Annotated in this window: 19 protein-coding genes; 9 read left to right on the top strand and 10 right to left on the bottom strand. The window is 63.0% G+C overall.

Features of this window, described 5'->3' with window-relative positions:
- Positions 1-26 precede the first annotated feature (26 nt).
- From C9427_RS19890 to C9427_RS19875, 4 genes are all read right to left on the bottom strand, one after another.
- Entirely contained in the window at positions 27-935 is a 909-nt protein-coding gene (locus C9427_RS19890; protein ID WP_107650809.1) for an NAD(P)-dependent oxidoreductase, read from the bottom strand.
- 50 nt (positions 936-985) lie between these two features.
- Positions 986-1,786 (bottom strand): N-acyl homoserine lactonase family protein, encoded by an 801-nt coding sequence (locus C9427_RS19885; protein ID WP_107650935.1) that lies wholly within the window; start codon positions 1,784-1,786, stop codon positions 986-988.
- Positions 1,787-1,945: 159 nt separating this feature from the next.
- Positions 1,946-2,773, bottom strand: a complete 828-nt coding sequence (locus tag C9427_RS19880; RefSeq protein WP_208636386.1) for an SDR family NAD(P)-dependent oxidoreductase — start codon at positions 2,771-2,773, stop codon at positions 1,946-1,948.
- A gap of 157 nt (positions 2,774-2,930) precedes the next feature.
- A complete protein-coding gene (locus tag C9427_RS19875; protein WP_208636385.1) occupies positions 2,931-3,920 on the bottom strand; it encodes a LacI family DNA-binding transcriptional regulator in 990 nt (329 codons plus the stop codon).
- Positions 3,921-4,128: 208 nt separating this feature from the next.
- On the opposite strand from C9427_RS19875, the gene C9427_RS19870 reads away from it, so the two are divergent.
- Complete coding sequence (locus C9427_RS19870) at positions 4,129-4,605, top strand: hypothetical protein (protein WP_107650807.1); 477 nt, start codon at positions 4,129-4,131, stop codon at positions 4,603-4,605.
- 23 nt (positions 4,606-4,628) lie between these two features.
- Positions 4,629-5,507 carry an N-acyl homoserine lactonase family protein gene (locus C9427_RS19865; protein WP_107650806.1) on the top strand — a complete coding sequence of 293 codons (879 nt, stop codon included), beginning with the start codon at positions 4,629-4,631 and terminating at the stop codon, positions 5,505-5,507.
- A gap of 67 nt (positions 5,508-5,574) precedes the next feature.
- On the opposite strand, the gene C9427_RS19860 is transcribed toward C9427_RS19865, so the two are convergent.
- Positions 5,575-6,357: an SDR family NAD(P)-dependent oxidoreductase gene (locus C9427_RS19860; protein WP_107650805.1), complete on the bottom strand. Its 783-nt coding sequence runs from the start codon at positions 6,355-6,357 to the stop codon at positions 5,575-5,577.
- A 421-nt stretch (positions 6,358-6,778) separates the two neighbouring features.
- On the opposite strand from C9427_RS19860, the gene C9427_RS19855 reads away from it, so the two are divergent.
- Genes C9427_RS19855 through C9427_RS19845 form a run of 3 tightly spaced genes read left to right on the top strand, consistent with a single transcriptional unit; the run spans position 6,779 to position 10,303 of the window.
- A complete protein-coding gene (locus C9427_RS19855; protein WP_107650804.1) occupies positions 6,779-7,708 on the top strand; it encodes a sugar ABC transporter substrate-binding protein in 930 nt (309 codons plus the stop codon).
- A 37-nt stretch (positions 7,709-7,745) separates the two neighbouring features.
- Positions 7,746-9,293, top strand: coding sequence for a sugar ABC transporter ATP-binding protein (locus C9427_RS19850; RefSeq protein ID WP_107650803.1), 1,548 nt, complete (start codon positions 7,746-7,748; stop codon positions 9,291-9,293).
- Positions 9,290-10,303, top strand: coding sequence for an ABC transporter permease (locus C9427_RS19845; protein ID WP_245437107.1), 1,014 nt, complete (start codon positions 9,290-9,292; stop codon positions 10,301-10,303). The genes C9427_RS19850 and C9427_RS19845 overlap by 4 nt, the downstream gene beginning before the upstream one ends.
- Positions 10,304-10,345: 42 nt before the next feature.
- Here the strand turns inward: C9427_RS19845 and C9427_RS19840 are convergent, their stop codons facing one another.
- A complete protein-coding gene (locus tag C9427_RS19840; protein ID WP_107650932.1) occupies positions 10,346-11,272 on the bottom strand; it encodes a LysR family transcriptional regulator in 927 nt (308 codons plus the stop codon).
- Between the two features lie 215 nt (positions 11,273-11,487).
- On the opposite strand from C9427_RS19840, the gene C9427_RS19835 reads away from it, so the two are divergent.
- From C9427_RS19835 to C9427_RS19820, 4 genes are read left to right on the top strand one after another with little or no spacing between them, the layout of a single operon-like run.
- On the top strand, positions 11,488-12,381 hold the full coding sequence (locus C9427_RS19835; RefSeq protein ID WP_107650802.1) for an NAD(P)-dependent oxidoreductase: 894 nt from the start codon (positions 11,488-11,490) through the stop codon (positions 12,379-12,381).
- Positions 12,382-12,405: 24 nt separating this feature from the next.
- Positions 12,406-13,827, top strand: coding sequence for an MmgE/PrpD family protein (locus tag C9427_RS19830; protein ID WP_107650801.1), 1,422 nt, complete (start codon positions 12,406-12,408; stop codon positions 13,825-13,827).
- Positions 13,828-13,854: 27 nt separating this feature from the next.
- A complete protein-coding gene (locus C9427_RS19825) occupies positions 13,855-14,241 on the top strand; it encodes a carboxymuconolactone decarboxylase family protein (protein ID WP_107650800.1) in 387 nt (128 codons plus the stop codon).
- 27 nt (positions 14,242-14,268) lie between these two features.
- Positions 14,269-15,006, top strand: coding sequence for an SDR family oxidoreductase (locus tag C9427_RS19820; protein WP_107650799.1), 738 nt, complete (start codon positions 14,269-14,271; stop codon positions 15,004-15,006).
- Positions 15,007-15,089: 83 nt separating this feature from the next.
- On the opposite strand, the gene C9427_RS19815 is transcribed toward C9427_RS19820, so the two are convergent.
- Genes C9427_RS19815 through C9427_RS19800 form a run of 4 tightly spaced genes read right to left on the bottom strand, consistent with a single transcriptional unit; the run spans position 15,090 to position 20,844 of the window.
- Positions 15,090-16,583 carry a sugar ABC transporter ATP-binding protein gene (locus C9427_RS19815; protein WP_107650798.1) on the bottom strand — a complete coding sequence of 498 codons (1,494 nt, stop codon included), beginning with the start codon at positions 16,581-16,583 and terminating at the stop codon, positions 15,090-15,092.
- A complete protein-coding gene (locus tag C9427_RS19810; protein ID WP_107650797.1) occupies positions 16,580-17,695 on the bottom strand; it encodes an SMP-30/gluconolactonase/LRE family protein in 1,116 nt (371 codons plus the stop codon). Before C9427_RS19810 ends, C9427_RS19815 begins: the two co-directional genes overlap by 4 nt.
- Positions 17,692-19,812: an ABC transporter permease gene (locus C9427_RS19805; RefSeq protein ID WP_107650796.1), complete on the bottom strand. Its 2,121-nt coding sequence runs from the start codon at positions 19,810-19,812 to the stop codon at positions 17,692-17,694. The genes C9427_RS19810 and C9427_RS19805 overlap by 4 nt, the downstream gene beginning before the upstream one ends.
- Before the next feature lie 27 nt (positions 19,813-19,839).
- Complete coding sequence (locus C9427_RS19800; RefSeq protein WP_146172563.1) at positions 19,840-20,844, bottom strand: sugar ABC transporter substrate-binding protein; 1,005 nt, start codon at positions 20,842-20,844, stop codon at positions 19,840-19,842.
- Positions 20,845-20,868: the final 24 nt, after the last annotated feature.

Below are 20,868 nucleotides of genomic sequence, written 5' to 3'. Positions count from 1 at the left end.
GGTCTCCGATCTGCAACTCAGAGGCATCAGCCCCTCGCCTTTCCGCCGGCGACCGTAACGCCGGCCCAGTCCTCTATCGGCTTGATGATTTCGGTGAGATCCGCATCTGCGCCGAGATCGCCCTTTGCCACTGTCAGAAGTTGCCGTACCGCGCCGCCGACGATCATCGGCACGCCAAGGGCGTCGCTCTCTTCGAGGCGGAGCCGGATATCCTTCGCCGACAGACCGATGGAGAAGCCGAAATCGAAACTGCGGGTCAGGACGAATTTCGGAATCTTGGTCATCGTCGCATTGGAGCTTCCGCTGCCCGAATTGATCACTTCGATCAGCACGTCGGGATCGATGCCGGCCTTGGTGCCGAGCACCAGCGCCTCGGAAGCAATGGACAGCGCCGTGACCGACATGAGGTTGTTGATAACCTTGATGATTTGCCCCATGCCCGGCTCGGCGCCGACATGGATTGGCTTGCCGAGCACTTCGAGGATTGGCCGCACCGTCTCCATGACAGACACTTCGCAGGCGACCATCATCGCCAGCGTGCCCTTCTCGGCGCCGCCGACGCCGCCGCTTACCGGGCAGTCGACCGTCGTAATGCCAGCCGCCTTCAGGCCTTCTGCGACCTGCCGCTCGGTGCGCGGGCCAGTGGTCGACAGGTCGATGACGATTTTGGCTCCCTTCCCCGATGCAAGCCCGTCGGGCCCGAGCGCGACGGCGTGCACAATCTCGGGCGTCGGCAGCGACAACAGCACCACATCGGTCTGACCCATCAGTTCCGCCGGGGTCTCGGCCCTGCCCGCTCCCTCTCCTGCCAGTTCCGAGACGGCGACGGTGTTGGTGTCGTAGACGGTGACGGTATGGCCCGCCGCAATGAGCCGTCTCACCATCGGTGTTCCCATGCGTCCTACGCCGGCAAAACCCAGCTTGAGTTTGGTCATCGTGATCTCCTGCTTGAAAGCCAGTGCAACTCAGGTCCGCGCGCGAATGCTCATGGCGCTGCTGCAATCGGATTGAGGTCCAGGCGCACGATATCCTCGACCCCCTGCAGCGCGGCCGGATAGCGCGCCAGGACAAGAGGGTCGTGGCCTGGAATGACATGTTTGGGCGAGCTGGCGAGCTTGCGCATCGTGGCGTAGCCTTCGAGCATGTCGGTGGCGCTCTCCAGCACCGGAAAGGGCCGGTTCTGCTCGAAATTGGCATAGAAGTGCGAGGCATCGGAGCCGAGCACCACCCAGCCGCGCGCCGTCTTCACCCGGATCACCTGCAACCCCTTCGAGTGGCCGCCGACGCGGTGCACCGTGAGGTTCGGCGCGATCTCGGAGATCCCGTCATGGAACGTCACCCGCCCGGCGAAGAGCTTGGCCACCATGCTGGCCACGTCCTCATAGGCGAAGGGGTGGCGCAGATAGTCGTGACACATGCAACGCCCGGTGCAATAGGCCATCTCCACGTCCTGGACATGGTAGCGGGCATTCGGGAACAGGTCGTGGTTGCCGGCATGATCGAAATGCATGTGCGACAGGATCACGTCCTCGACCTTGTCCGGATCGATCCCGATCATCTTCAGGCCTTCGCCGACCGGCCGCAGCAGCTGCCTTTGCCGCTTCTCGGCCACCTTGGCGTCGTAGCCCGTGTCGAATACGAAGGTCCGCGTCTTGCCGACGATGGCCCAGACGAAATAGTCAAGCGGCATTGGACCGTCATGCGGATCGCCGCCGATGAAATTCGCCGCCGCGTTGCGGTCATGGTGCCCGTAGCGAACCGCGTAGAGTTCGTAGATATCATCCATGCGTGCCTCCTTTCGCTGCCAAGCCGCCATCACGCCCACTCACATCGATCCGGATCCGCCTAGAGCATGTCCGAAAAGTTGCAGACTTTTCGGACAAGATCATGCGAACAAACAAACACTTAGAGCAGGATGACCGACTCAACTTCAATTCATCCTGCTCTAGCTCGCAAGCCACCCGCCCTCGACCGGGAGCATGGCTCCTGTCATATCGCGCGCAATCGGTCCGCAGAGAAAGACCAGGAGATCGGCGACGCTCTGTGGCGAGACGAAGCTGCCGCCAGGCTGCTTGCCTTCCAGAAAGAGGCGCTCTGCCGCACCGCGGTCAATACCTTGATCCGCCATCAACTCCTCCACCCGGCTCTCCGTGCCCGGTGTCAGCACCGAGCCGGGACAGAGACTGTGGCAGGTGACGTCGACGTCCAAATTCTCCAGTGCCACTGCCCTTGTGAGGCCGAGAATAGCGGATTTCGTCGTCACATAGCCGACACGGCCTGGTGTGCCGCGCATGCCGTAGACGGAGGTTATGTTGAAGATGCGCCCGAAGTTCTGCGCCCGCATCTGCGGCAGCAACAACCGGACGGCATGGAAAATGGCCGAGAGGTTCACGGCCAGCGCCATATCCCATTGATCGGGCGGGAAATCCATGATCGATGCGAAATGCCGTACGACCGCATTGTTGATAAGGATATCCACCCCGCCAAGTTCGGCGCTGGCCGCTGCGACAAGACCCTCCACCTCTGCTGGCGTGGACAGATCAGCCCTGTGATAGGCAATCTGTGAGCCTGTCCTACGGGCCAGGGCTTCGCGCTGCCGCTCGACCGCCTCGGGCGCTTCGAGCCCGTGCAGCATCACACTGCAGCCGGCCTCGGCGAGCCTGGCGGCCATCACCTGTCCCAACCCCGCGGTGGAGCCGGTGATCAGCGCACGCCGTCCCTTCAGGACTTTTGCCGAGTCGGGAAGCATCGCCTGTTCTGTTTCCTTCGACACGCTCATATCCTGCCCCGCCGCTTCGTGAGCACCGCCAAAGTCCTCGTCCCGGCCCGGACGCAGCGTCGCGCCACGTTCATTCTTTGGTACCGGTAACAGAAATGGACTATAGAGCAGCGCCGTCAGCGATGCAACCGTTGCTACCGGGTCGCCACGATCAAGTGCTTTCGCGCTGGATCAATTCGAATTTCAGATCAACGACACTGCCGCGCAGGTGCTCGGCCCCGTCCATGATTCGGCTGAGCAGGATACGCGCCGTTCGCTCGCCGATATCATAGCGTGGCAGCCTCAGCGTGGTGACGGATGGGCTGACGTGACGCAAAAGGTCCACGTCGTCGAAGCTTGCCAGGGCAATCCGGCCGGGCACCGCCCAGCCGCGCTTCTGGCACTCGAAGAGCGCGCCGACGACCAGCACGTCTCCCGCGCAAAACAGCGCGTCGACTTCCGGCACGCTCTGTACCACCCGCGCCATCACCTCTGCCCCGGCGGCGAGGCCGCGCTCCGTCTCCAGCACGATGCGGGGATCGGGATCGAGGCCAAGCTGTCTGAGCGCGGCATGATAACCTTGCAACCGGTCCTGCGAGCGGTCGTTGTGGACCGAATAGAGACTGGCGAAGGCAATCTTGCGGTATCCGAGCCGGCCGAGATGCATCGTCATTGCATAGGATGCATCGTAATTGGAGAAACTGACCACCATATCCAGCGGTTCTCTGGGTATATTGCCGTTTTCGACCACCGGTATGCCTGATTTCCGGATCTTCTCCGCGGCCTGCGGCGTATGCTCGGTGCTGTGCAGAACCAGGCCACTCACACGGTGACTGAGGAAGACCGTTATCAGTTCCTCCTCCTCGTTGGGGTCATAGCCCGACTCGGCGATCATCAACTGGAAGCCCGAGCTTTTGAGCACCTCCGACAGGCCCTTGACCGTTTGCGTGTAGATCGAGTTGTCGATGCTCGGCACGATCAGTCCAATCGTCGTGGAGCGGTTCGAGGACAGGCTGCCAGCCAGGTGGTTCGGCAAATAGCCGATCTCGCGCACCGCCCGGAGCACCCTTTCGCGCATCTCTTCGGAGACTTTGCCAGGCTCGTTCAGAGCCCGTGACACCGTCATGGTGGAGACGCCGGCGCGAGCCGCCACGTCCCGCATCCTCGCGCTCCCGCTATGCGGATTTCCGTCTCCAGACGATCTCTTCGGCATTTCCCATCACAGCTCGATGTGGCGGCGGAAATCAAATCATTGCGTGAGTGGGCAAACAAGCCTTCACGACAGAATTCCGCAATAGTATTGTTACCGATACCAAAATCCAGTATTGCCTGAAAGGCTTTGCGCATTCAGGGGTTCCGCGGAGATCGCAATGGATGGAACGGCAAACAGCGGAGAGGAACGGGCGGTGCTTCGCTACGTGGCGGCTGCTCGACCGGTACAGCAGCTGATCAGCGAGACGCTGACGCAAGTCGCTGGCTTCGCGCTGTTGCTGATGACCTCGCGTCGCCGGGCCGTGTTCGCCGAAGGCGCGCTCGCCGGGGCGCGGGAGGCAGCAACGCGAGCAGCCGAGGAGGTCCGCGCGCTCGCAGTGCCCGAAATCGCTACGCATCACCATCACCACCTGCATGGCGCCGCCGAGACGCTCCTCCACGCTTGCGTCGCGGCGCTAGAGTCTCGCCGGATCGATGCCGCTGAGCAAACCGATCTGCTCGTCCGGGCGCTGCGGGCGTCAAGCGATCATCTTCGAGCCACGGCCTGTCTGTTGCCGGGCTTCGAACTTGTCGATTTTGGCCAGGCGTGCTGCGCGGCCCATGCGCCGCGGCGCCTGTTGCAGGAAGTCACGTAAGCCACGGTATCAGGGAGGATGAAATGGCGGATTACTCGATTTGGGTGCTCGAATATGCGGCGGTGGAGAAGTTCCCCTTCAGCGTCATGATGTACGGCCCGCAGCATCAGGGCACACGCAAACTGCCCTATGCCTACGCGCTGCTTAAGGGAAAAGGTGAGACGATCCTGATCGACACCGGCTACGACCACGTTGCCTATGGCGAACAATTGGCGACCGCCTATGGGGTCTCGAACTATCACGGACCGCGCGAGGTTCTGGCCGAATGCGGCGTCAAGCCGGAAGACGTGACCAGCGTCTTCATCACCCATGCTCATTTCGACCACATGGGCGCCATGCATCTGTTTCCAAACGCGAAATTCTATGTCCAGAAGAGCGAGCTGGACAAATGGGTCTGGGCTCTGACCTTGGGCCCGGAATATCGTTTCCTGACCGGTGGCGGCGATCCGGCCGACATCGTGCGCGCCGTCGAGGCGGCGAAGGAAGGCCGCATGATCTGTATCGACGGCGACCAGCAGGATGTCTTGCCGGGCATCGACGTTCATCTGGCCGCCGATACCCATACCTATGGCAGCATGTATGTCACCATCCGCAACGACGGCGCCAGGGATGGCGAGGACAAGTGGATCTTCGCGGGCGACCTGATTTATACCTACGACAATCTGACCGGCCTCGATGCGGATGCGCCGCAGATCGTGCCGATCGGCCTTGCCGTCGGCAGCCAGCACAATTTGATCTTCTCCAGCGTTGAGATGCTGAAATCGGTGGGTGGCGAAGTGCGGCGGGTGATTCCCGTCCACGAGGATCGGCTGCGCACCACATTTCCGTCGCGGCTCACCGACAAGGGCCTGCAGGTGGTGGAGATCGCGCTCGCAAAGGGCGAGAAAAGCTGGGTCGGCTGAGAAGCTTGTGGATCGCGCCTGGGCGGCAGGGCGCACAGACGCCCTGCCCAAACAGTGCTTTGAGTATTCAGAACTGGTCAGCGCCGGCGACGAAGCCGCCGCCATCGATGACGATCGCCTGGCCGGTGATGAATGAGGCCGCGTCCGATGAGAGGAACAGCACAAGCTGGGCAATCTCGGACGGATCGCTGATGCGCCCCATGGGGATCATCGGCAGGACCGTATCCTTTGCCCCCTGCTCGCTGCCGAACATGCCGCGCAGCAGCGGCGTCATCACCGAGCCCGGCGCGATGGCGTTGACGCGGATGTTCTTGCGCGCCACTTCCAGCGCCACCGAATTGGTTAGCCCGATCACCCCCCACTTGCTCGCGCAGTAAACGGCGGTGGTGGCGAAACCCATGACGCCGAAGAGCGATGACGTGTTGACGATCGCGCCGCCGCCCTTGGCAATCATATGCGGGATCTGATGCCTCAGTCCGTTGAACATGCCGCGTAGATTGACGTCCATCAAGAGGTCGTAGTCGGCGTCGTCGAGCTCGTGCACGGGCGCTGTCTTGCCGGGCACGCCCGCATTGTTGAAAGCGACATCGATCCTGCCGAAGCGCTCGAAGGCTTTCTGGTGCAGCGCGGCCATCGCCTTGCTGTCGCGCACATCGGTCTCCATGAACTCGATCGCGACGCCCAGCGGCTTCACCTCCTCCTTGAGGCTGTTGCCGAATTCGGCGCCGATGCCGGCGACAAAAAGATTTGCCCCCGCCTGGGCGAAGGCCAGCGCCGTGGCACGGCCAATGCCGGTGGTTCCACCGATCAAGATGACGTTCTTGCCGGAAAAATCGTATTTCACTTGCATGTTTGGTTCCTCCTATGGCCCGCGGCCTCAAGACATTCGCGGCAAGGATCGCCCGCGCCGTGGCTATACATAGCCTTGACGTGATACCGCTAACAAGTGAAAATAGGGAAAGATGCGCGCAGTATAGCGGTGCTTGTCCAATTTTGGGCCAAAAACGAATTTTCTGGACAAGCAAGCCACCTATTGCCGCCCTCCCGAATGTAATTTATGATACCGGTATCAAATACGACCGATCCAGGCAGTTAGGTAAACCGTAGAGCCCAATCCGCGGGGCGCCAAACGGACTTGGAGAGGCACACCGCTTCGAGGCTTGGCCGGAGGAGTGGGTTTTTGGGTGCGAGGAGCAAGACCACTGAAATCTCGTGAAGGGAAGGCGCCGGCCCCATCGTGGGGACGGTCGACAGGGAGAGAGGATTTCCAAATGTATAAACTGCTGCTTGCCGCATTGACGGCCGGCGCCATGATGGTTGCCACCGTCGCCCAGGCAAAAACGCTTGGCGTCGTTGCACTTCTGGCCAACGATGCCCTCAACATAGCCGTCATTGGCGGCGCGACCGAAGCCGCCAAGGCTGCCGGCTGGGATGTCAAGGTGACTGATACCCAGGCGAGCGCCGACCAGGCCAATGCCGCGATGAATTCTTTTGCCGCGCAAAAGGTCGACGCGATCTTCGTGCTTGCCTTTGCCAGCAGCTCCATTGGCTCCGGTCTGGCCGCGGCGCGCGACGCGGGCATTCCCGTCGCCACCTGGGGCGGCGAGATCGTTCCCGGCATCGTCGTGACGACGAGTGGTCGCCAGGTCGGCGATGACTCGGTGAAGTTCCTGATCGACAAGGTTGGCGAAAAGGCCGACGTTCTGGCAATGACCTTCCACCCCGGAAAGCTCTGCATCGATCGCGGCATCGCCTTCGACGAGGGCGTCAAGGGCAAGTCCGACGTCAAGGTGGACTACAGCGAAGTGACGGCGCCCGGGCAGGTTCAGTTCGGCAACGCCACCGCCGCGGCCTGGCTCACCGCGCATCCCACCAGCGGCGACAAGCCGCTCGCCATCTGGGCCTGCTGGGACGAGCCGATGCAGGGAGCCGTCGCTGCAATGCGCCAGGCCGGCCGCACCGACGTCACCACAGTCTCGATCAACGGCAGCCCGCAAGCACTGCAACTGGTCAAGGAAGGCGACCTGACGGCGACCGTCTGGCAGCCGGCCTACCAGGAGGGCAAGGAGGTCTTCCAGGCCATCCTCGACTCGATCAAGGCCGGCGCCTCCTGGCAGCCGAAGGATATCCAGATCCCCGGGATCGTGGTCACCAAGGACAATGTCGACAAGTTCATGGCCGAACATCCCAATGGAATGTGAGACCGTTTTACAGCGGCTGGCGGAGCGGCGTCGCTAGATGCCGCCCGCTGCTTCGGTCGGGCCATGGATGCGCATCCGCGGCCTGACCAAATCCTTTGCGGGAGAACTCGCTCTCGACCACGCCGATCTCGACATCGAGCAAGGCAAGGTGCATGGCCTGGTCGGAGCCAACGGCGCCGGCAAGTCGACGCTGATCCGCTGCCTCGCCGGGGTAACGGTGGCTGACGAGGGCAGCGTGACGATCGCCGGCGAGGACCTGCAAAAAGGGTCGCCTCGGGCCTCGGAAAAGGCCGGGCTTGCCTTCATCCATCAGGAATTGAACCTGATCCCGCATTTCAACGCGCTGCAGAACATGCTGCTCGGCGCACCCAAGGTCACCCGTTTCGGGATAATCGACTGGCAGCGTTCCGGCGTCGCCGCCCGCGCCGCCGCCGAACGCGTCGGCATCCGCTTTCCGCTCGAGACGAAGGTTTCCGAACTGTCGGTGGCCCAGCGCTGGTTGGTCATGATCAGCAAGGCGCTCGTGGGCGAAGCCAGCATGATCGCGATGGACGAGCCGACGGCCTCGCTCTCGGGCCCGGAGAGCGAGCAGCTTTTCGCCATCATCCGCGATCTCTCCGCCCAGGGTGTGGCCATACTCTATGTCTCGCACCGGCTCGAAGAGGTGCTCCAGCTCTGCGACAGGATCACGGTGCTGCGCGACGGCCGCATCGTCGATGGCGCGGAGCGTGGAGCGCTCAACAAGAAGGGCCTGGTCAGAGCCATCATCGGCCATGACATACGCCCGCCGGACGCGCGCGCCCGCTTTGCGAGCGACCGCAACCAGCAGCCGACCTTCTCCGTCCGCGACATCGCCTGGAAGAGTGCGGTGAAGGGCGTGAGTTTCGATCTCTACAAGGGTGAGGTCCTGGCGCTCGGCGGCCTTGTCGGCGCGGGACGGACCGAACTTGCCCATCTCGTGGCCGGCGCGTCCCGGCCCAATGCCGGCCATTTCGAGCTCGACGGCAAACGGCTCGATATCGCCAACGAGGCCGAGGCGGTCCGCGCCGGCATAGCGCTGGTGCCGGAGGAGCGCCGCTCGCAAGGCGTGATGCTGCAGCAGTCGGTGGGCTTCAACATCAACATATCCACCTTGAAGAAACTGCGCGCCATTCCGGGGCTCCCCTTCGTCTCCGACAGAAAGGCCCGGCGGCAGGCGAACAGCCTGATAGCCCAGCTGGGCATCAAGACGCCCAGCGTCGACGCCAGGATCGGCGGTCTTTCAGGCGGCAACCAGCAAAAGGCGCTGATCGCCCGCTGGCTCAACGCCGGAACCAGACTGCTCATTCTCGACGAGCCGTCGCGAGGCGTCGATGTCGGCGCGCGTGAAGAGATCCATGATGCGATCCGGGCGCTCGCCCGGTCCGGCGTCGGCATCCTGGTGATCTCGTCGGATGTCGAGGAACTCACGCTGCTGGCGGATCGCGTCCTCGTCATGCGCGAAGGCCGCGTCACCGGCGAACTGACCGGCGCCGATATCACCGAGGCGCGGATCATCGAACTCAGCTACCATGATCCCAATGACGAAGAAGGAGACATCGCATGATGGCCCAGGCCGGAACCGCGGCGAAGGACGCGCCACAGCTCCGCAAATCTTCGTGGAAGCGGACAGCGCTGATCTGGCTCTCTCGCTACGGTACGATCGTCGGGCTCCTGCTGATGGTGATCTTCTTCTCGGCGAACGCGCCAGGAATCTTCCTGTCCCGCGCCAATTTCCTCAACATCCTCAGCCAGGCATCCCTGACCGCGATCATCGCCTCCGGGCTGACCTACACGCTCGTTGTCGGCGAGTTCGACCTCAGCATCGGCTATGTCGCGAGCTTCGTCGGCCTGATCGTTACCGGACTGATGGCCTACCAGGGTTTTCCCATCTGGCTCAGCATTGTCTGCGCCCTGCTTCTGGGCGCCGCGATCGGCGCCTTGAACGGCGTGCTGGTGACGAAGGTGAGGATCAACGCAGTCATCTCTACACTGGGCATCGGGACCATGCTGACGGGGATAGGCTTCACCTACAGCTCCTTCCCGATCGCCACCGGAATCCCTCGGGCCTTCACCGACATTTCGCTCGGCCGCCTGGTCTTCGGCCTGCCCAATCCGGTGATCATCATGGTGGTCGTGCTGATTGCGCTCTGGATCATCCTGAACAAGACCGACATCGGCCAGAAGATGCAGGCTGTCGGCGGCAACCTGGAGGCGGCAAGGCTCTCGGGCATCCGGGTGGACCGCATCAAGATCTTTGCCTTTGCCACCGCCGGCTTCTGCGCCGCATTGACGGGAACGCTGCTGTCCTCGCTGCTCGGCAGTGGCACGCTTGCAGCGGCCGACGGCTATCTGCTGGACGCCTTCGCCGCCGTCTTCCTGGGCTCCGCTACGCTGAAGGAAGGTGAATTCCACATAACCGGGACCCTGGTCGGCGTGCTCATCCTCGCGGTCGGCTTCAACGGGCTCAGCATCTTCGGCGCGCCCACCCATTTCCAGCCGATCTTCAAGGGCGGCATCCTCGTGCTCGCGGTCGGCATGTCCGCTCTCGCCCGGCGTTATGCCGCCTCAGTGTGATCGAGGGCCGGGCACCACCTCTTCGAGGATGTGCTCGGCTTCTTAGGGTTTCGGGTCCCAGATTCCCATTTTGCGCAAGGCGCGCACCTCCTCCCTTATGAGGGTGGTCAGCGCCCGGATGACGGTAGTGGTTGGCCGCTGCGTCGACGTCGCGAGCAGCAGTTCCCTTTCTATCGACGGGTTCTGGATACGCCAATATTTGATCCTGCCTTCCGCCACCAGATTGTGGCAACTCGAATAGGACAGAATCGTATACCCCATACCGGCCTCGACGAGGCGCAGCGTCGAAGGCATCGCCTCGACCTCGACCTCGATCCTGGGCTCGATGCCGACGGAACCGAAGATTTGATCCAGCAGCACCCGCAGCCCATGCGGTCGAGCCGGAAGGATCATGGGGATACGCGAAACAACCTCGGCATCGACCGGTCCGGGGCCGAGCTTGCTGGGGTCATTCTCAGCGCCGAGCAGAAAGAGTTCGTCGCGCAGGATCGGTTCTGACAGAAGGTTGTTCATGCGCGGCGCGTTGTAAAGCACCGCGACGTCGATCTTCCCCATCACGAGCCATTCGAGGAGATGGCCGCTGAACCCCTCGACGACGCGCATGCTCACCTGCGGGAACTGCTCGTGGAAATGCTGGACGAGCGGCGAGGTAAGGACGACGCCGACCGATGGCGGCATTCCGAGCGCAATCGTCCCACGCGGGTTCGATCGCAAGGCGCCGAGTTCAGTCGAGGCCCGCGAGACCTGCTCCAGGATTGCCGATGCGTAGTCCCGCAGAAGCTTGCCTGCCTCCGTCAGGACGATGCCGCGACCATTGCGATAAAGAAGCGCGATCCCGACGCTCTCCTCCAGCGCCTTGATTTGCCTGCTGAGCACCGGCTGGCTGACCGATAGCGCAACGGCGGCCCGCGAGAAGCTGCCGAATTCCGCCACTGCCGTGAACAGCTGGAGCTGCCGTAAGTCAAACATGAACATTGCCTCGTCGCAAAATGCGGAACAGAGAATTTCCGTTGGCATGCAACGAATGCCGGAGTTTGGGGTACATCGAAGCCGTTGACAAGCGCGCGTCAGGCCTGCGGCAAAGCTGTTATGCGCGCCGCGAGCCTTATCGCTCGGGCAGGAATTGGCCTAGTCTCAACCAGTCCAAAACTGCCTGAATTCAATAGATTTGAGAGGAAAAGTCGTTGCAGCGTCAAACGCTTGGGTTCATCGGCCTCGGCCGCATGGGCGTGCCGATGGTGCGCCGCCTGATCGAGGCCGGCCACCATTTGGTCGTTTACGACACGCGGCCCGACGCGGCGAAAGAGTTGCCGGTGGAATTCACCAAACTTGCCGCATCTCCCAAGGCGGTCGCGGATGAAGCCGACATCGTATTCTGCAGCTTGCCGACGCCACCCGTCGTCAGGGAAGTCGTGCTGGGTGCGAATGGAATAGCGGCCGGCTCGAAGGCCAGGATCATTGTCGACGTGTCCACCACCGGACCGAGCATGGCAAAGATCATCTCGGAGTCCCTGGCCAGCAAAGGCATCGGATGGGTGGACGCACCGATATCGGGTGGCATCGCAGGCGCACGCAACGGCACGCTCGCCGTTATGGTCTCCTGCCCAAAGCAGATCTACGAGGAAATCGAACCTGTTCTGGCCAATTTCGGCCGCAGGTTTTATTGCGGAGAAACGCCAGGAAGCGCTCAGGTTGCGAAGCTCGGCAACAACATGATCGCCGCCGGCGTCATCTTGCTGTCGGCGGAGGCGCTCGCCATGGGCGTCAAGGCCGGCCTGGATCCCACGGTGATGTGCGACATCATCAATGCCTCGAGCGGGCGAAACAGCGCGACGCAGGACAAGTTCCCCCGTGCCGTCTTGCCGGGGACCTTCGATTTCGGCTTCTCCACTGCGCTGTCGTACAAGGACGTGCGCATGTGCGTCGATGAAAGCGAGAATTTGGGCGTGCCCATGGTTGGCGGCTCCCTGGTGCGGCAGATGCTCGCCGCCACCAATGCCCGCTTCGGGCCGGATTCCGATTTCACCTCGATGGTCCGCATCATCGAGGAGTGGGCCGGCGTGGAGATACGCGCCTAGGCCTTGTTTTGTGGAGAGCAGCAAATGACGACGCGCTCGATGGAACTGGCAGATGCCTTGGCGAACCTTGCTTCGCCGGTTTTCAGTCCTGCCGTCGTCACCAAGGCCAAGCTCTGCCTGCTCGATTTTCTCGGCTGTGCGTTTGAGGCTTCGGCATTGGAGCCCAGCCAGCAGGCGGTCGCCGCCGTGGCGGCAGCGCCTGGCGGCCATATGATTGGCGAAAGCGCGACGGCGACACCAGCGGACGCCGCCTTCGTCAATGCCGTGAAGGGCCACGGCCTGGTCAGGGAAGACATGCATGCCGCGTCGGTGTGCCACCACGGTGTGGTCGTCTGGCCGCTGCTTCTCGCCTTGGCCGAGACGGAGCCTGTTGCCGGCATGGACCTGATCCGGTCGGCGGTGGTCGCCTATGAGGTCGGTGGACGTCTTGGCAGGATGCTGATCGACCCGGCGATGTCGTCACTTTTCCGGCCGACGGGACTGGTCGCTCCCATCGGATCGGCATGCGGCGGCGCCTGGATGCTGAAGCTCGACCGACAGCAAGTGGCAGCGGCCATTGCCTTGGCGGCGAACACCGCATCCGGGCTGAACCAGTGGCCGCACAGCGGCGGCTCCGACATGTTCTTCCATCCCGGCTTTGCCGCACGCAACGCCTGGATGGCGGTTCGGCTGGCCGAAGCCGGAGCCTTTGGCAGTCCTGACATACTTGAAGGCCGGTCGGGATATTTTGCCGCGCTGGCGCGGCGGCCGATGCCCGGCCCGATCGAACTCTTCCCCGATGGCGAGGCGGATATTCTCAACGTCTACCACAAGGCCGCACCTGCCTGTAATTTCGCCCAGACGGCCTGCCAGACGGCATTGAAGCTTGTCGAGATGATCGGCTCGGACGCCGCGCCGGTCGAGCGCATCCGCATCAGCGTGCCCGCCGCGGCCGCCGCATATCCGGGTTGCGACCGGACAGGACCATTCGACAGGGCCCTCCAGGCGAAGATGAGCATTCCCTTTGGTGTGGGGGCCGTGTTTGCGCACGGCCGGCTGTCGGAGGACATCTACAGCGATCTCGCTCATGCTGAAACGATACGCCTGATCGGCGCCAGCGAACTGGTTGCCAGCCCGGATCTGACCGCGTTGTTTCCTGGCCAGCAGGGCGCGGCGATCGATGTGGTGCTCGGCGACGGCCGCCAGCTTTCGATGGGCCTGCCCGATGTCGTGCCCGCCACCGAGGCGGAGGTGCGCGAGCGCTTCCGGTCGGCGGCCGCGATCATCCTTGGCCCTGCCGGGGCCGAGGCTGTCGAAGAATTCGTCGACAGGCTGGATACCAAGAAGGACGCCGGCCGGCTCCTGTCGCTTTGCGCGGCAAAGGGAGCAGCCAGAAGGCAAGCGACGCGAGCGCCCCGACACGGGGTCGGCAAAGCCACGCGTCCATCGTCCAGGCAAGTTTCGTAACCGATCCCGAAGCAGGAGCAAATTCATATGTCCAAGGATGTCTTCGAGCGTGGCCTGGCGATCCGCAAGGATGTGCTGGGCAAGGAATTCGTCGAAAAATCGTTCGCCGCGGCGGACGACTTCAACCGCCCCATGCAGGAACTGGTAACAGAGTATTGCTGGGGTGCGGTCTGGGGCCGCGAAGACCTGTCGCGCAAGACGCGCTCGATGCTGAACCTTGCCATGATCAGTTGCCTCAACAGGCCCCATGAGCTCAAGATGCATGTCAAGGGCGCCTTGCGCAACGGTGTCAGCCGCGACGAGATCCGCGAGATCTTCCTGCAGGTGGCCATCTATGCCGGCGTGCCCGCGGGAGTGGATTCGTTCCGCATCGCGCGCGAGGCCTTCGCCGAACTCGATGCCGTCAAGGCTTGACCCGCGTTTTTAGGGGGGCGGCCTGACATGACAGACCGGCAAAGGATCGCCTTCGTCACCGGTGCCGCGAGCGGCATCGGTCGCGCGGTTTGCATGAGCCTCCATGACAAGGGCAGCCGCATCGTCCTGGCGGATCGCCAGCAAGGTCCCCTCACCGCGCTCGCCGGCGAGCTCGGCGCCGATGTCTTTCCGCTCCCCCTGGATATCACCGACGGCGCCGCCGTCGCCAACTGCCTCGACCGGCTGCCCCCGGAATTTCGCGACATCGACATATTGGTCAACAATGCCGGCCACGACATCGGTGGGCGTACCCGCTTCGACATCGGATCGGCCGACGACTGGTCGGCGATCATCGAGACCAATTTGATCGGCCTCATGCGCGTGACGCGCGCGATCCTGCCTGGAATGATTGCACGCGGCCGTGGCGACATCGTCAACATGAGCTCCATCAGCGCGCTGCGCCTGGTGCCGGACCAGGCGCCCTACTCCGCCAGCAAGGCCGGCGTGCACATGCTGAGCGACATCATCCGCGGCGAACTGGCGGAGACACCCATCCGCGTGATCGAGATCTTGCCGGGGCTTACCCGCACCAACATCGTCAAATCCCGCCACCGCGGCGACGAGGAGGCGTCCCGAAAATACTTCGAGAAATTCGGCATGGCGCTCGACCCCGAAGACATCGCCCGATGCGTCTCATTCGCGCTGGATCAGCCGCCCCACGTCCAGATCGCGCAGATGTTCGTTCTGCCGACGAACCGGTGGTAGAAACCGGCTAGGCCTAAGCATTAACGTCGCCGCGTTTCACCGCGACTTCGGTTCTGTGACCGGCCGCTCCTGCCACGACAGGCTCAGTGCACCGCCGCGTACATGATCCCGCTTTCGGTCGCCTCGGCGATGTCCATTTCCTCGACGATCCGTCCCTGCCGCGCAACGAGAATCCGGTCTGACAGCGACATGATCTCGGGCAGGTAGGAGGAGATGACCACCACGGCCATGCCGCTGTCGGCAAGCTCGTTGATGAAGTTGTGGATCTCCACGATGGTGCCGACGTCGACGCCGCGTGTCGGTTCGTCGAGGATGACCAGCTTGGGCTTCTGGATCAGCGCCTTGGACAGAACCACCTTCTGCTGGTTGCCACCCGAGAGTTCGATGACGCGGGCATCGGCGTCGATCGCCTTGACCCCCAGCCGCTTGGTCCATTCGGTGGCAAGTTCCCGCCCCTGCCGCGGCGCGACCGGCGTCAGCGGATTGTTGCCTTTGGCGAGTTGCCCAAGCTGGATGTTGCCGGCGATCGTCATGGTTTCGAAGAACCCCTCGATCTTGCGGTCCTCTGTGACATAGACGATGCCGTCGCGCACCGCCGGTCGCGGCGTCCGGTAACGAACCGGCCTGTCTTCGAAGCGCACCGTGCCGCCATGGAAGTAATCGCGCTTCAGCACGCCGGCGACGATCTTCATCGTCTCGGTGCGTCCCGCGCCGACAAGGCCGAACATCCCCGTCACCTGTCCGGCGAACACAGAGAACGATGTGTTGCGTACCGTATTGCCCATCGACAGGTTTTCGACGCTGAGGATCTTTCTGCCCATGGGCCGCGCCAGGCGCGTCTGGCCGGAATAGAGCTCGCCGGACAGGCTGCGCCCGACCATCGCCTGCACTATCCGGTCGCGGTCGAACTTGCTGGTTTCGTCGGTCACCACCACTTTGGCGTCGCGCATCACCGTGATGCGATCCGACAGCTGCAACGCTTCTTCGAGCGCATGGCTGATAAAGATGATCGCAATACCCTCTTCCTTGAGCCGCCGGGCAAGGTTGAAGAAGTGGAATTTCTCCTCAGGCGTCAGCGTCGCCGTCGGCTCGTCGAAGATGATGAGCCGCGCATTGTGGTGAACGGCGCGCGCGATCTCGACCATCTGCTTCTTGCCGGCCCCAAGAAAGGAGACCTGCGCCGTGGGATCGACGTAGAAGTTGAGCGACAAGAGGTAGCGCTGTGCCTGGATGTTCAAGCCGCGCAGCCGGTTGAAAAGCTTCTCGTCGCCAAGATAGATGTTCTGCGCCACTGACATCGACGGCACCAGATTGGTCTCCTGGAAGACCATCGCTATGCCGCGATTCAGCGCGTCTGACGGCGAATTCAGGGTGACCGGCTGGCCGTCGAGCAGCATCTCGCCGGAGCTCGGCTGGTAGACGCCGGCGAGCACTTTCATGAGCGTCGACTTTCCCGCGCCGTTCTCGCCGAGAATGGCGTGTATCTCGCCGGGACGGATCTCGAAATCCACATTCGAGATCGCCAGAACGCCGCGGAAATCCTTGGAGACGCCGCGCAATTGAATGAGCGGTGTCATCTTGCGGCATGCCCCGCCAGTTCGTCGATCGCCACGATCTTCCCCGATCCCTTTGCACCGACCAGAAGCCGGCCATCGGCTTCGCACATTGACGTCACGCCGTGCACATCGCCATCGGCACGGCTTTGATAGTTTCGCAGCATGGACATGCTCCCGTCGCAGCGCACGACGAGGCCTGCCGACCAGGTCGGCGACCACGGCTTCAGCATATTGAGCTTCTTGCGTGCGCCGCCCTGTATGGGCTCGAGGAAGCTCCGCCCGGTGACGAGGGAGGGAGCGATCCAATATTCTGGATCGATCGTCTCGATCATGCGGCTGCGGTACTCGTCCTCCTTCAGGACGAACTCGACAAGCGGGTTGCGCGGCGCAAACATCGCCAGCCAGAAGCCTCCTTCCGCTGCCGGCGCGATGCGCCCGGGATAGGCGGGGAGCGAGCCGAGGGCGATCTGTTGGAATGAGCCGTCGAGGCCCATCGAAACGACACGGTGGCGCCAGGCCTCCGAAACGAACAGGCGGTCCTTGGATACGATTATCCCGGATGGAAATGCCAGCCCCGAGGCGATTGAAACGGCACTGCGCGCGCCGACGTCGACGCGCCAGACCGACCCCGCTTCCGTCTTCGTCATCAGATCGTGCTTCCAACGATGCGCGGGATTGCGGGCCGATCCCACCGCGATGAGCAAGGTGGAGGGGTCGGCGAAGGCCATCGCCGTGATGCACTCCACATTGAGCCCTTCCGGCCTGATCAGTTCCGTCGATGCGCCCCCCGGTCTTTCGATGCGGATCCCCTCGCCCTCGACGGCGACAGCCAGCAGGTCTCCGGCCGCCGCCATGCTGGTCACGGGCTTGCCGACGCTGTGCGTCCCGGTGATTGAAAGCGCCTCCCCGCTATTGCCGATCTCCGGCGCCAGGGTATGGATTTCCTGACCGACCGAGCAGAGTATCTGTTGCCCGCGCAGCACAAGATTATCGACGTCGGCGAGTTCCAGAAGCAGCGGTGCTGCGTCGAGCTTCGCATTCGGCCGCAGCGGGCCGTCCATCGGCGGCACCGTGCTGCCTGTGAGATCGAAGCCGCGGAAATTCGCCCAGGCGCGCTTGATGGCGCCGATCATGGGCGCGGCCCCCAATAGGCATCCTGCCCGCACCAATCGGGGTCCGCGTCCGGCAATCTATAGCGGCCTATGCGATTGTTCGAAACGCCACCCAGATAGAGCCATCCCCGATGCTCGCGCATCGAGGTGATCATCGGATGGTTGCGGCCGCCGAGATCCCAGAGATTGTCGAGGATCTCCCCCTTCTCGTTGAACTTCACCACGCAGCCGGTGTTGATGTTCGGGTAGAGCCATTGATCCGGCGCAACGCGGCGGGCCATGCGCTTGCGGAAGCCGGGCATGCGCATCGCAAGGTCGAGCGCCGGCCCGCGCATGCCGAGCAGCGCCAGCCAGTAGTTGCCGTCCGAGGCTCGGTTGATGTTGTCGGGATAGCCGGGCAGACTGGAAATGACGCGTTCGGTAGTGCCTTTCTTGGGTCCGTCGAACCAGTATCTGCTGATGGAACATGTCCAGCTCTCCGCGAACATGAAGGATTGCCCGTCGGGACACATCGTGACGCCGTTGGCGAAGACCAGCTTCGGAATCTCGGTGTGCGTCTTGCCCGTGCGCGGATCGTAGCAGATCATGCGCCCGCTCGCCCGGCTTTCCAGCGCATCGGTCGCCCAGTCCTCCTGCTCGTAGCGGATCGTCGCCTCGCTGAAATAGACGCGGCCATCGGGTGCAACGTCAACGTCATCGGCGAGCCGCAATCGCGAATCGTCCACGACCGAGGTCCAGCTTCGGTTCGTCTCGTCGGTGAGCTTGGTGACGGTCTTGTCGGGCGCAACCTGGAACAGACCCATGCCGCCGATGCAGACCAGCAGGTTGCCTGTGCGGTCGAACGCCATGCCGAGCGGATGGCCGCCAATATGCGCGAACACCTCGGAGCGCTTGTGGTCGGGACCAAAGAAGCGAACGATGTCGCCATGCCTTGTGCCGCAATACAGATTGTCGTCGCGGTCGAGGATGACGTCTTCGGGCCCCTCAATCTCGCCGAGCCCGATGATTTCGACGGAGCGCAAGCGATCGTTCAGCACATAGGGCGAACCGGGTGCGTCGACCTTCGGCGCCGGCGGCAGGGAAAGGTAGGCAGGCGAGACATAGACCTTGGCGAGAATGCGGTGGCGGTGCTTCTGCCAGCGCATATCGACGAAGACGGCGAACAGCAGGATTGCTCCCAGGATGGTCGAGGTGATCGGGCCGCTGATGCCGAGATTGATCAGACCGTTGGTGAGCATCAGCACCAGCAGGCTGCCGATGATCGCCTTCGCCACTGAACCCCGGCCGCCGCCGATCGCCGTTCCACCCAGCACGGCCGCGGTGAGCGCCTGCACTTCGAGCCCGACGCCGGTGTCGGACCCTGTGCTGCCCAGCCGGGCGGCGAACAGGAAACCGGCCAGCGCGCACATCGTGCTGGAGACGACATAGGTGAGGAACACCATGAAGCGCACGTCGATGCCGGCGTTGAAAGCCGAACGCCGCGCCCCGCCCACGGCGGTGAGCCGCCAGCCGGGGCGCATGCGCGACAGCACGAGGTGCCAGGCAAGAGCGATCACCAGCGTGATCACCAGCGAGGTCGGAACGCCGAGCACCGTGCCTTCGCCGATGAACAGCCAGAGGTCGGACATGGAGAAGCCCACCATCATCGAGGTGGACATCTTCACGAAGACGATCTCGTAGATCGAGCGGAAGATGATCAGGCTGACCAGCGTGGTCAGGAAGGCGCGCAGGCGCAAATAGCCGACCAGCACGCCGTTGATGGCGCCGCACCCCATGCCCATCACCAGGATGCCGGCGAGGACGACTGGAACCGGCAGTTCGTAGACATTCACGCCGATCAGCGAGAACAGCACCGCGAGCGAGAAGACGGAAGCGACCGAGAGGTCGATGCCGCCCGAGATCATCACCACCGTCAGGGCCAGCACCACGAGCCCGAATTCCGCGAACTGCCGGGCAAGGTCGGAAAGGCTCGACAGGGACAGAAAGTCCGGAATGATCGAGCCCAAAACCACGATCGTGAGCAGGAGGGCGGAAAACGGGATGGCATTGTCGATCCAGCGCTTCGACAAAAGCTCCCCGATCAGGTGATCGGGGAGATAACGCGAACGCAGATACGCGAGAGTGTCGCTGCTGGCCATGATGATCCTTGGTGCTCGCCAGTCGACCTACTTCAGCTGGTCCAGCTGCCAGCAGGTGCGCGGACCGATATTGTCCTTCGTCAGCAGCGTCAGCGGGGTGTAGTAGGAGGTCTTGCTCTCTCCGGCCTGGGCCGGCGCCAGCAGTGTCTGCACGATCTGCTGGTTGATCGCATTGCCCTGGAGCGGGACATCGTAGCTGATGATCAGGTCCAGCAGCCCCTTCTCGATGTTGTCGCAACCTATCTTGTTGCCGCCGCCGGAGGTGACGAGGTAGATGTCGTCGGCCTTGCCGGCCGCCTGGATCGCGGCACCGGCGCCGACGTCCTGATTATCCCAGTTGCCGACGACACCACACAGATCCGGGTGCTGCTGCAACACTGTCTCCATGATTGCGCGCGCCTTGGCGGGATCGTACTGGGCGGCCTGCTCCGACACGACCTTGATCGACGGATCCTTGGCGAAGGTCTGCTTGTAGGCATAGAGCTCGTAGAGGTCCGAGGCTGCCGTAGGCTGGCCGCGGATGATGGCGATCTTGCCGGACTTGCCGGAGCTCGCTCCACACTGCTTCACCAGCGCATCCGCCTCGATGTAGCCGACCCGCGACCAGTCGGCGCCGACATAGGCGTCGGTCGGGACCACGGATTCGAGATTGAGCTGGATCACCTTGATGCCGGCGTCCATGGCGCGCTTCAGCAACCGCGCATAGGACTGCACATCGGGATTGTGCGCGATGATGAGGTCGGGCTTTTCGGCGATCAGCGCGGTCAGAGCGCGCGTGCCCGCGTCCGTGCTCCAGTTCGGATCACGGATTTCAAGCGTATAACCGAGGTCGGCCGCCTGCTTGCGCATGATCGCGGCCCAGCCCTCCGTCAGGTCGAAGCCCATCGCCAGGGGAATGAAAACGACGCGCTTTCCCTTCAGGCCGTCATAGAAAGGGTTGCGCGACGGGTTGTCGAGGCCGTCATCGGCATGTGCGGCGCCCGCCAACCCGAGGGCCATCAGGCTTGCCGCCAGAATGTTGCGAATCTTCATGGTTTCCTCCCGTTGAATTGCAAA

Origin of the sequence: Mesorhizobium helmanticense (assembly GCF_003034915.1) — a bacterium.
Lineage (GTDB): Bacteria > Pseudomonadota > Alphaproteobacteria > Rhizobiales > Rhizobiaceae > Mesorhizobium > Mesorhizobium helmanticense.
Note: the sequence above shows the minus strand (reverse complement) of the source record. Positions and strands in the feature narration are given on the sequence as shown.

Coding starts and splice junctions, on each gene's coding strand:
- C9427_RS19865 (WP_107650806.1), top strand. CDS start 4,629: ATGGCGGATTACTCGATTTGGGTGCTCGAATATGCGGCGGTGGAGAAG.
- C9427_RS19855 (WP_107650804.1), top strand. CDS start 6,779: ATGTATAAACTGCTGCTTGCCGCATTGACGGCCGGCGCCATGATGGTT.
- C9427_RS19815 (WP_107650798.1), bottom strand. CDS start 16,583: ATGACACCGCTCATTCAATTGCGCGGCGTCTCCAAGGATTTCCGCGGC.
- C9427_RS19810 (WP_107650797.1), bottom strand. CDS start 17,695: ATGATCGGCGCCATCAAGCGCGCCTGGGCGAATTTCCGCGGCTTCGAT.
- C9427_RS19860 (WP_107650805.1), bottom strand. CDS start 6,357: ATGCAAGTGAAATACGATTTTTCCGGCAAGAACGTCATCTTGATCGGT.
- C9427_RS19840 (WP_107650932.1), bottom strand. CDS start 11,272: ATGTTTGACTTACGGCAGCTCCAGCTGTTCACGGCAGTGGCGGAATTC.
- C9427_RS19845 (WP_245437107.1), top strand. CDS start 9,290: ATGATGGCCCAGGCCGGAACCGCGGCGAAGGACGCGCCACAGCTCCGC.
- C9427_RS19825 (WP_107650800.1), top strand. CDS start 13,855: ATGTCCAAGGATGTCTTCGAGCGTGGCCTGGCGATCCGCAAGGATGTG.
- C9427_RS19870 (WP_107650807.1), top strand. CDS start 4,129: ATGGATGGAACGGCAAACAGCGGAGAGGAACGGGCGGTGCTTCGCTAC.
- C9427_RS19820 (WP_107650799.1), top strand. CDS start 14,269: ATGACAGACCGGCAAAGGATCGCCTTCGTCACCGGTGCCGCGAGCGGC.
- C9427_RS19885 (WP_107650935.1), bottom strand. CDS start 1,786: ATGGATGATATCTACGAACTCTACGCGGTTCGCTACGGGCACCATGAC.
- C9427_RS19800 (WP_146172563.1), bottom strand. CDS start 20,844: ATGAAGATTCGCAACATTCTGGCGGCAAGCCTGATGGCCCTCGGGTTG.
- C9427_RS19830 (WP_107650801.1), top strand. CDS start 12,406: ATGACGACGCGCTCGATGGAACTGGCAGATGCCTTGGCGAACCTTGCT.
- C9427_RS19805 (WP_107650796.1), bottom strand. CDS start 19,812: ATGGCCAGCAGCGACACTCTCGCGTATCTGCGTTCGCGTTATCTCCCC.
- C9427_RS19875 (WP_208636385.1), bottom strand. CDS start 3,920: ATGCGGGACGTGGCGGCTCGCGCCGGCGTCTCCACCATGACGGTGTCA.
- C9427_RS19890 (WP_107650809.1), bottom strand. CDS start 935: ATGACCAAACTCAAGCTGGGTTTTGCCGGCGTAGGACGCATGGGAACA.
- C9427_RS19850 (WP_107650803.1), top strand. CDS start 7,746: ATGCCGCCCGCTGCTTCGGTCGGGCCATGGATGCGCATCCGCGGCCTG.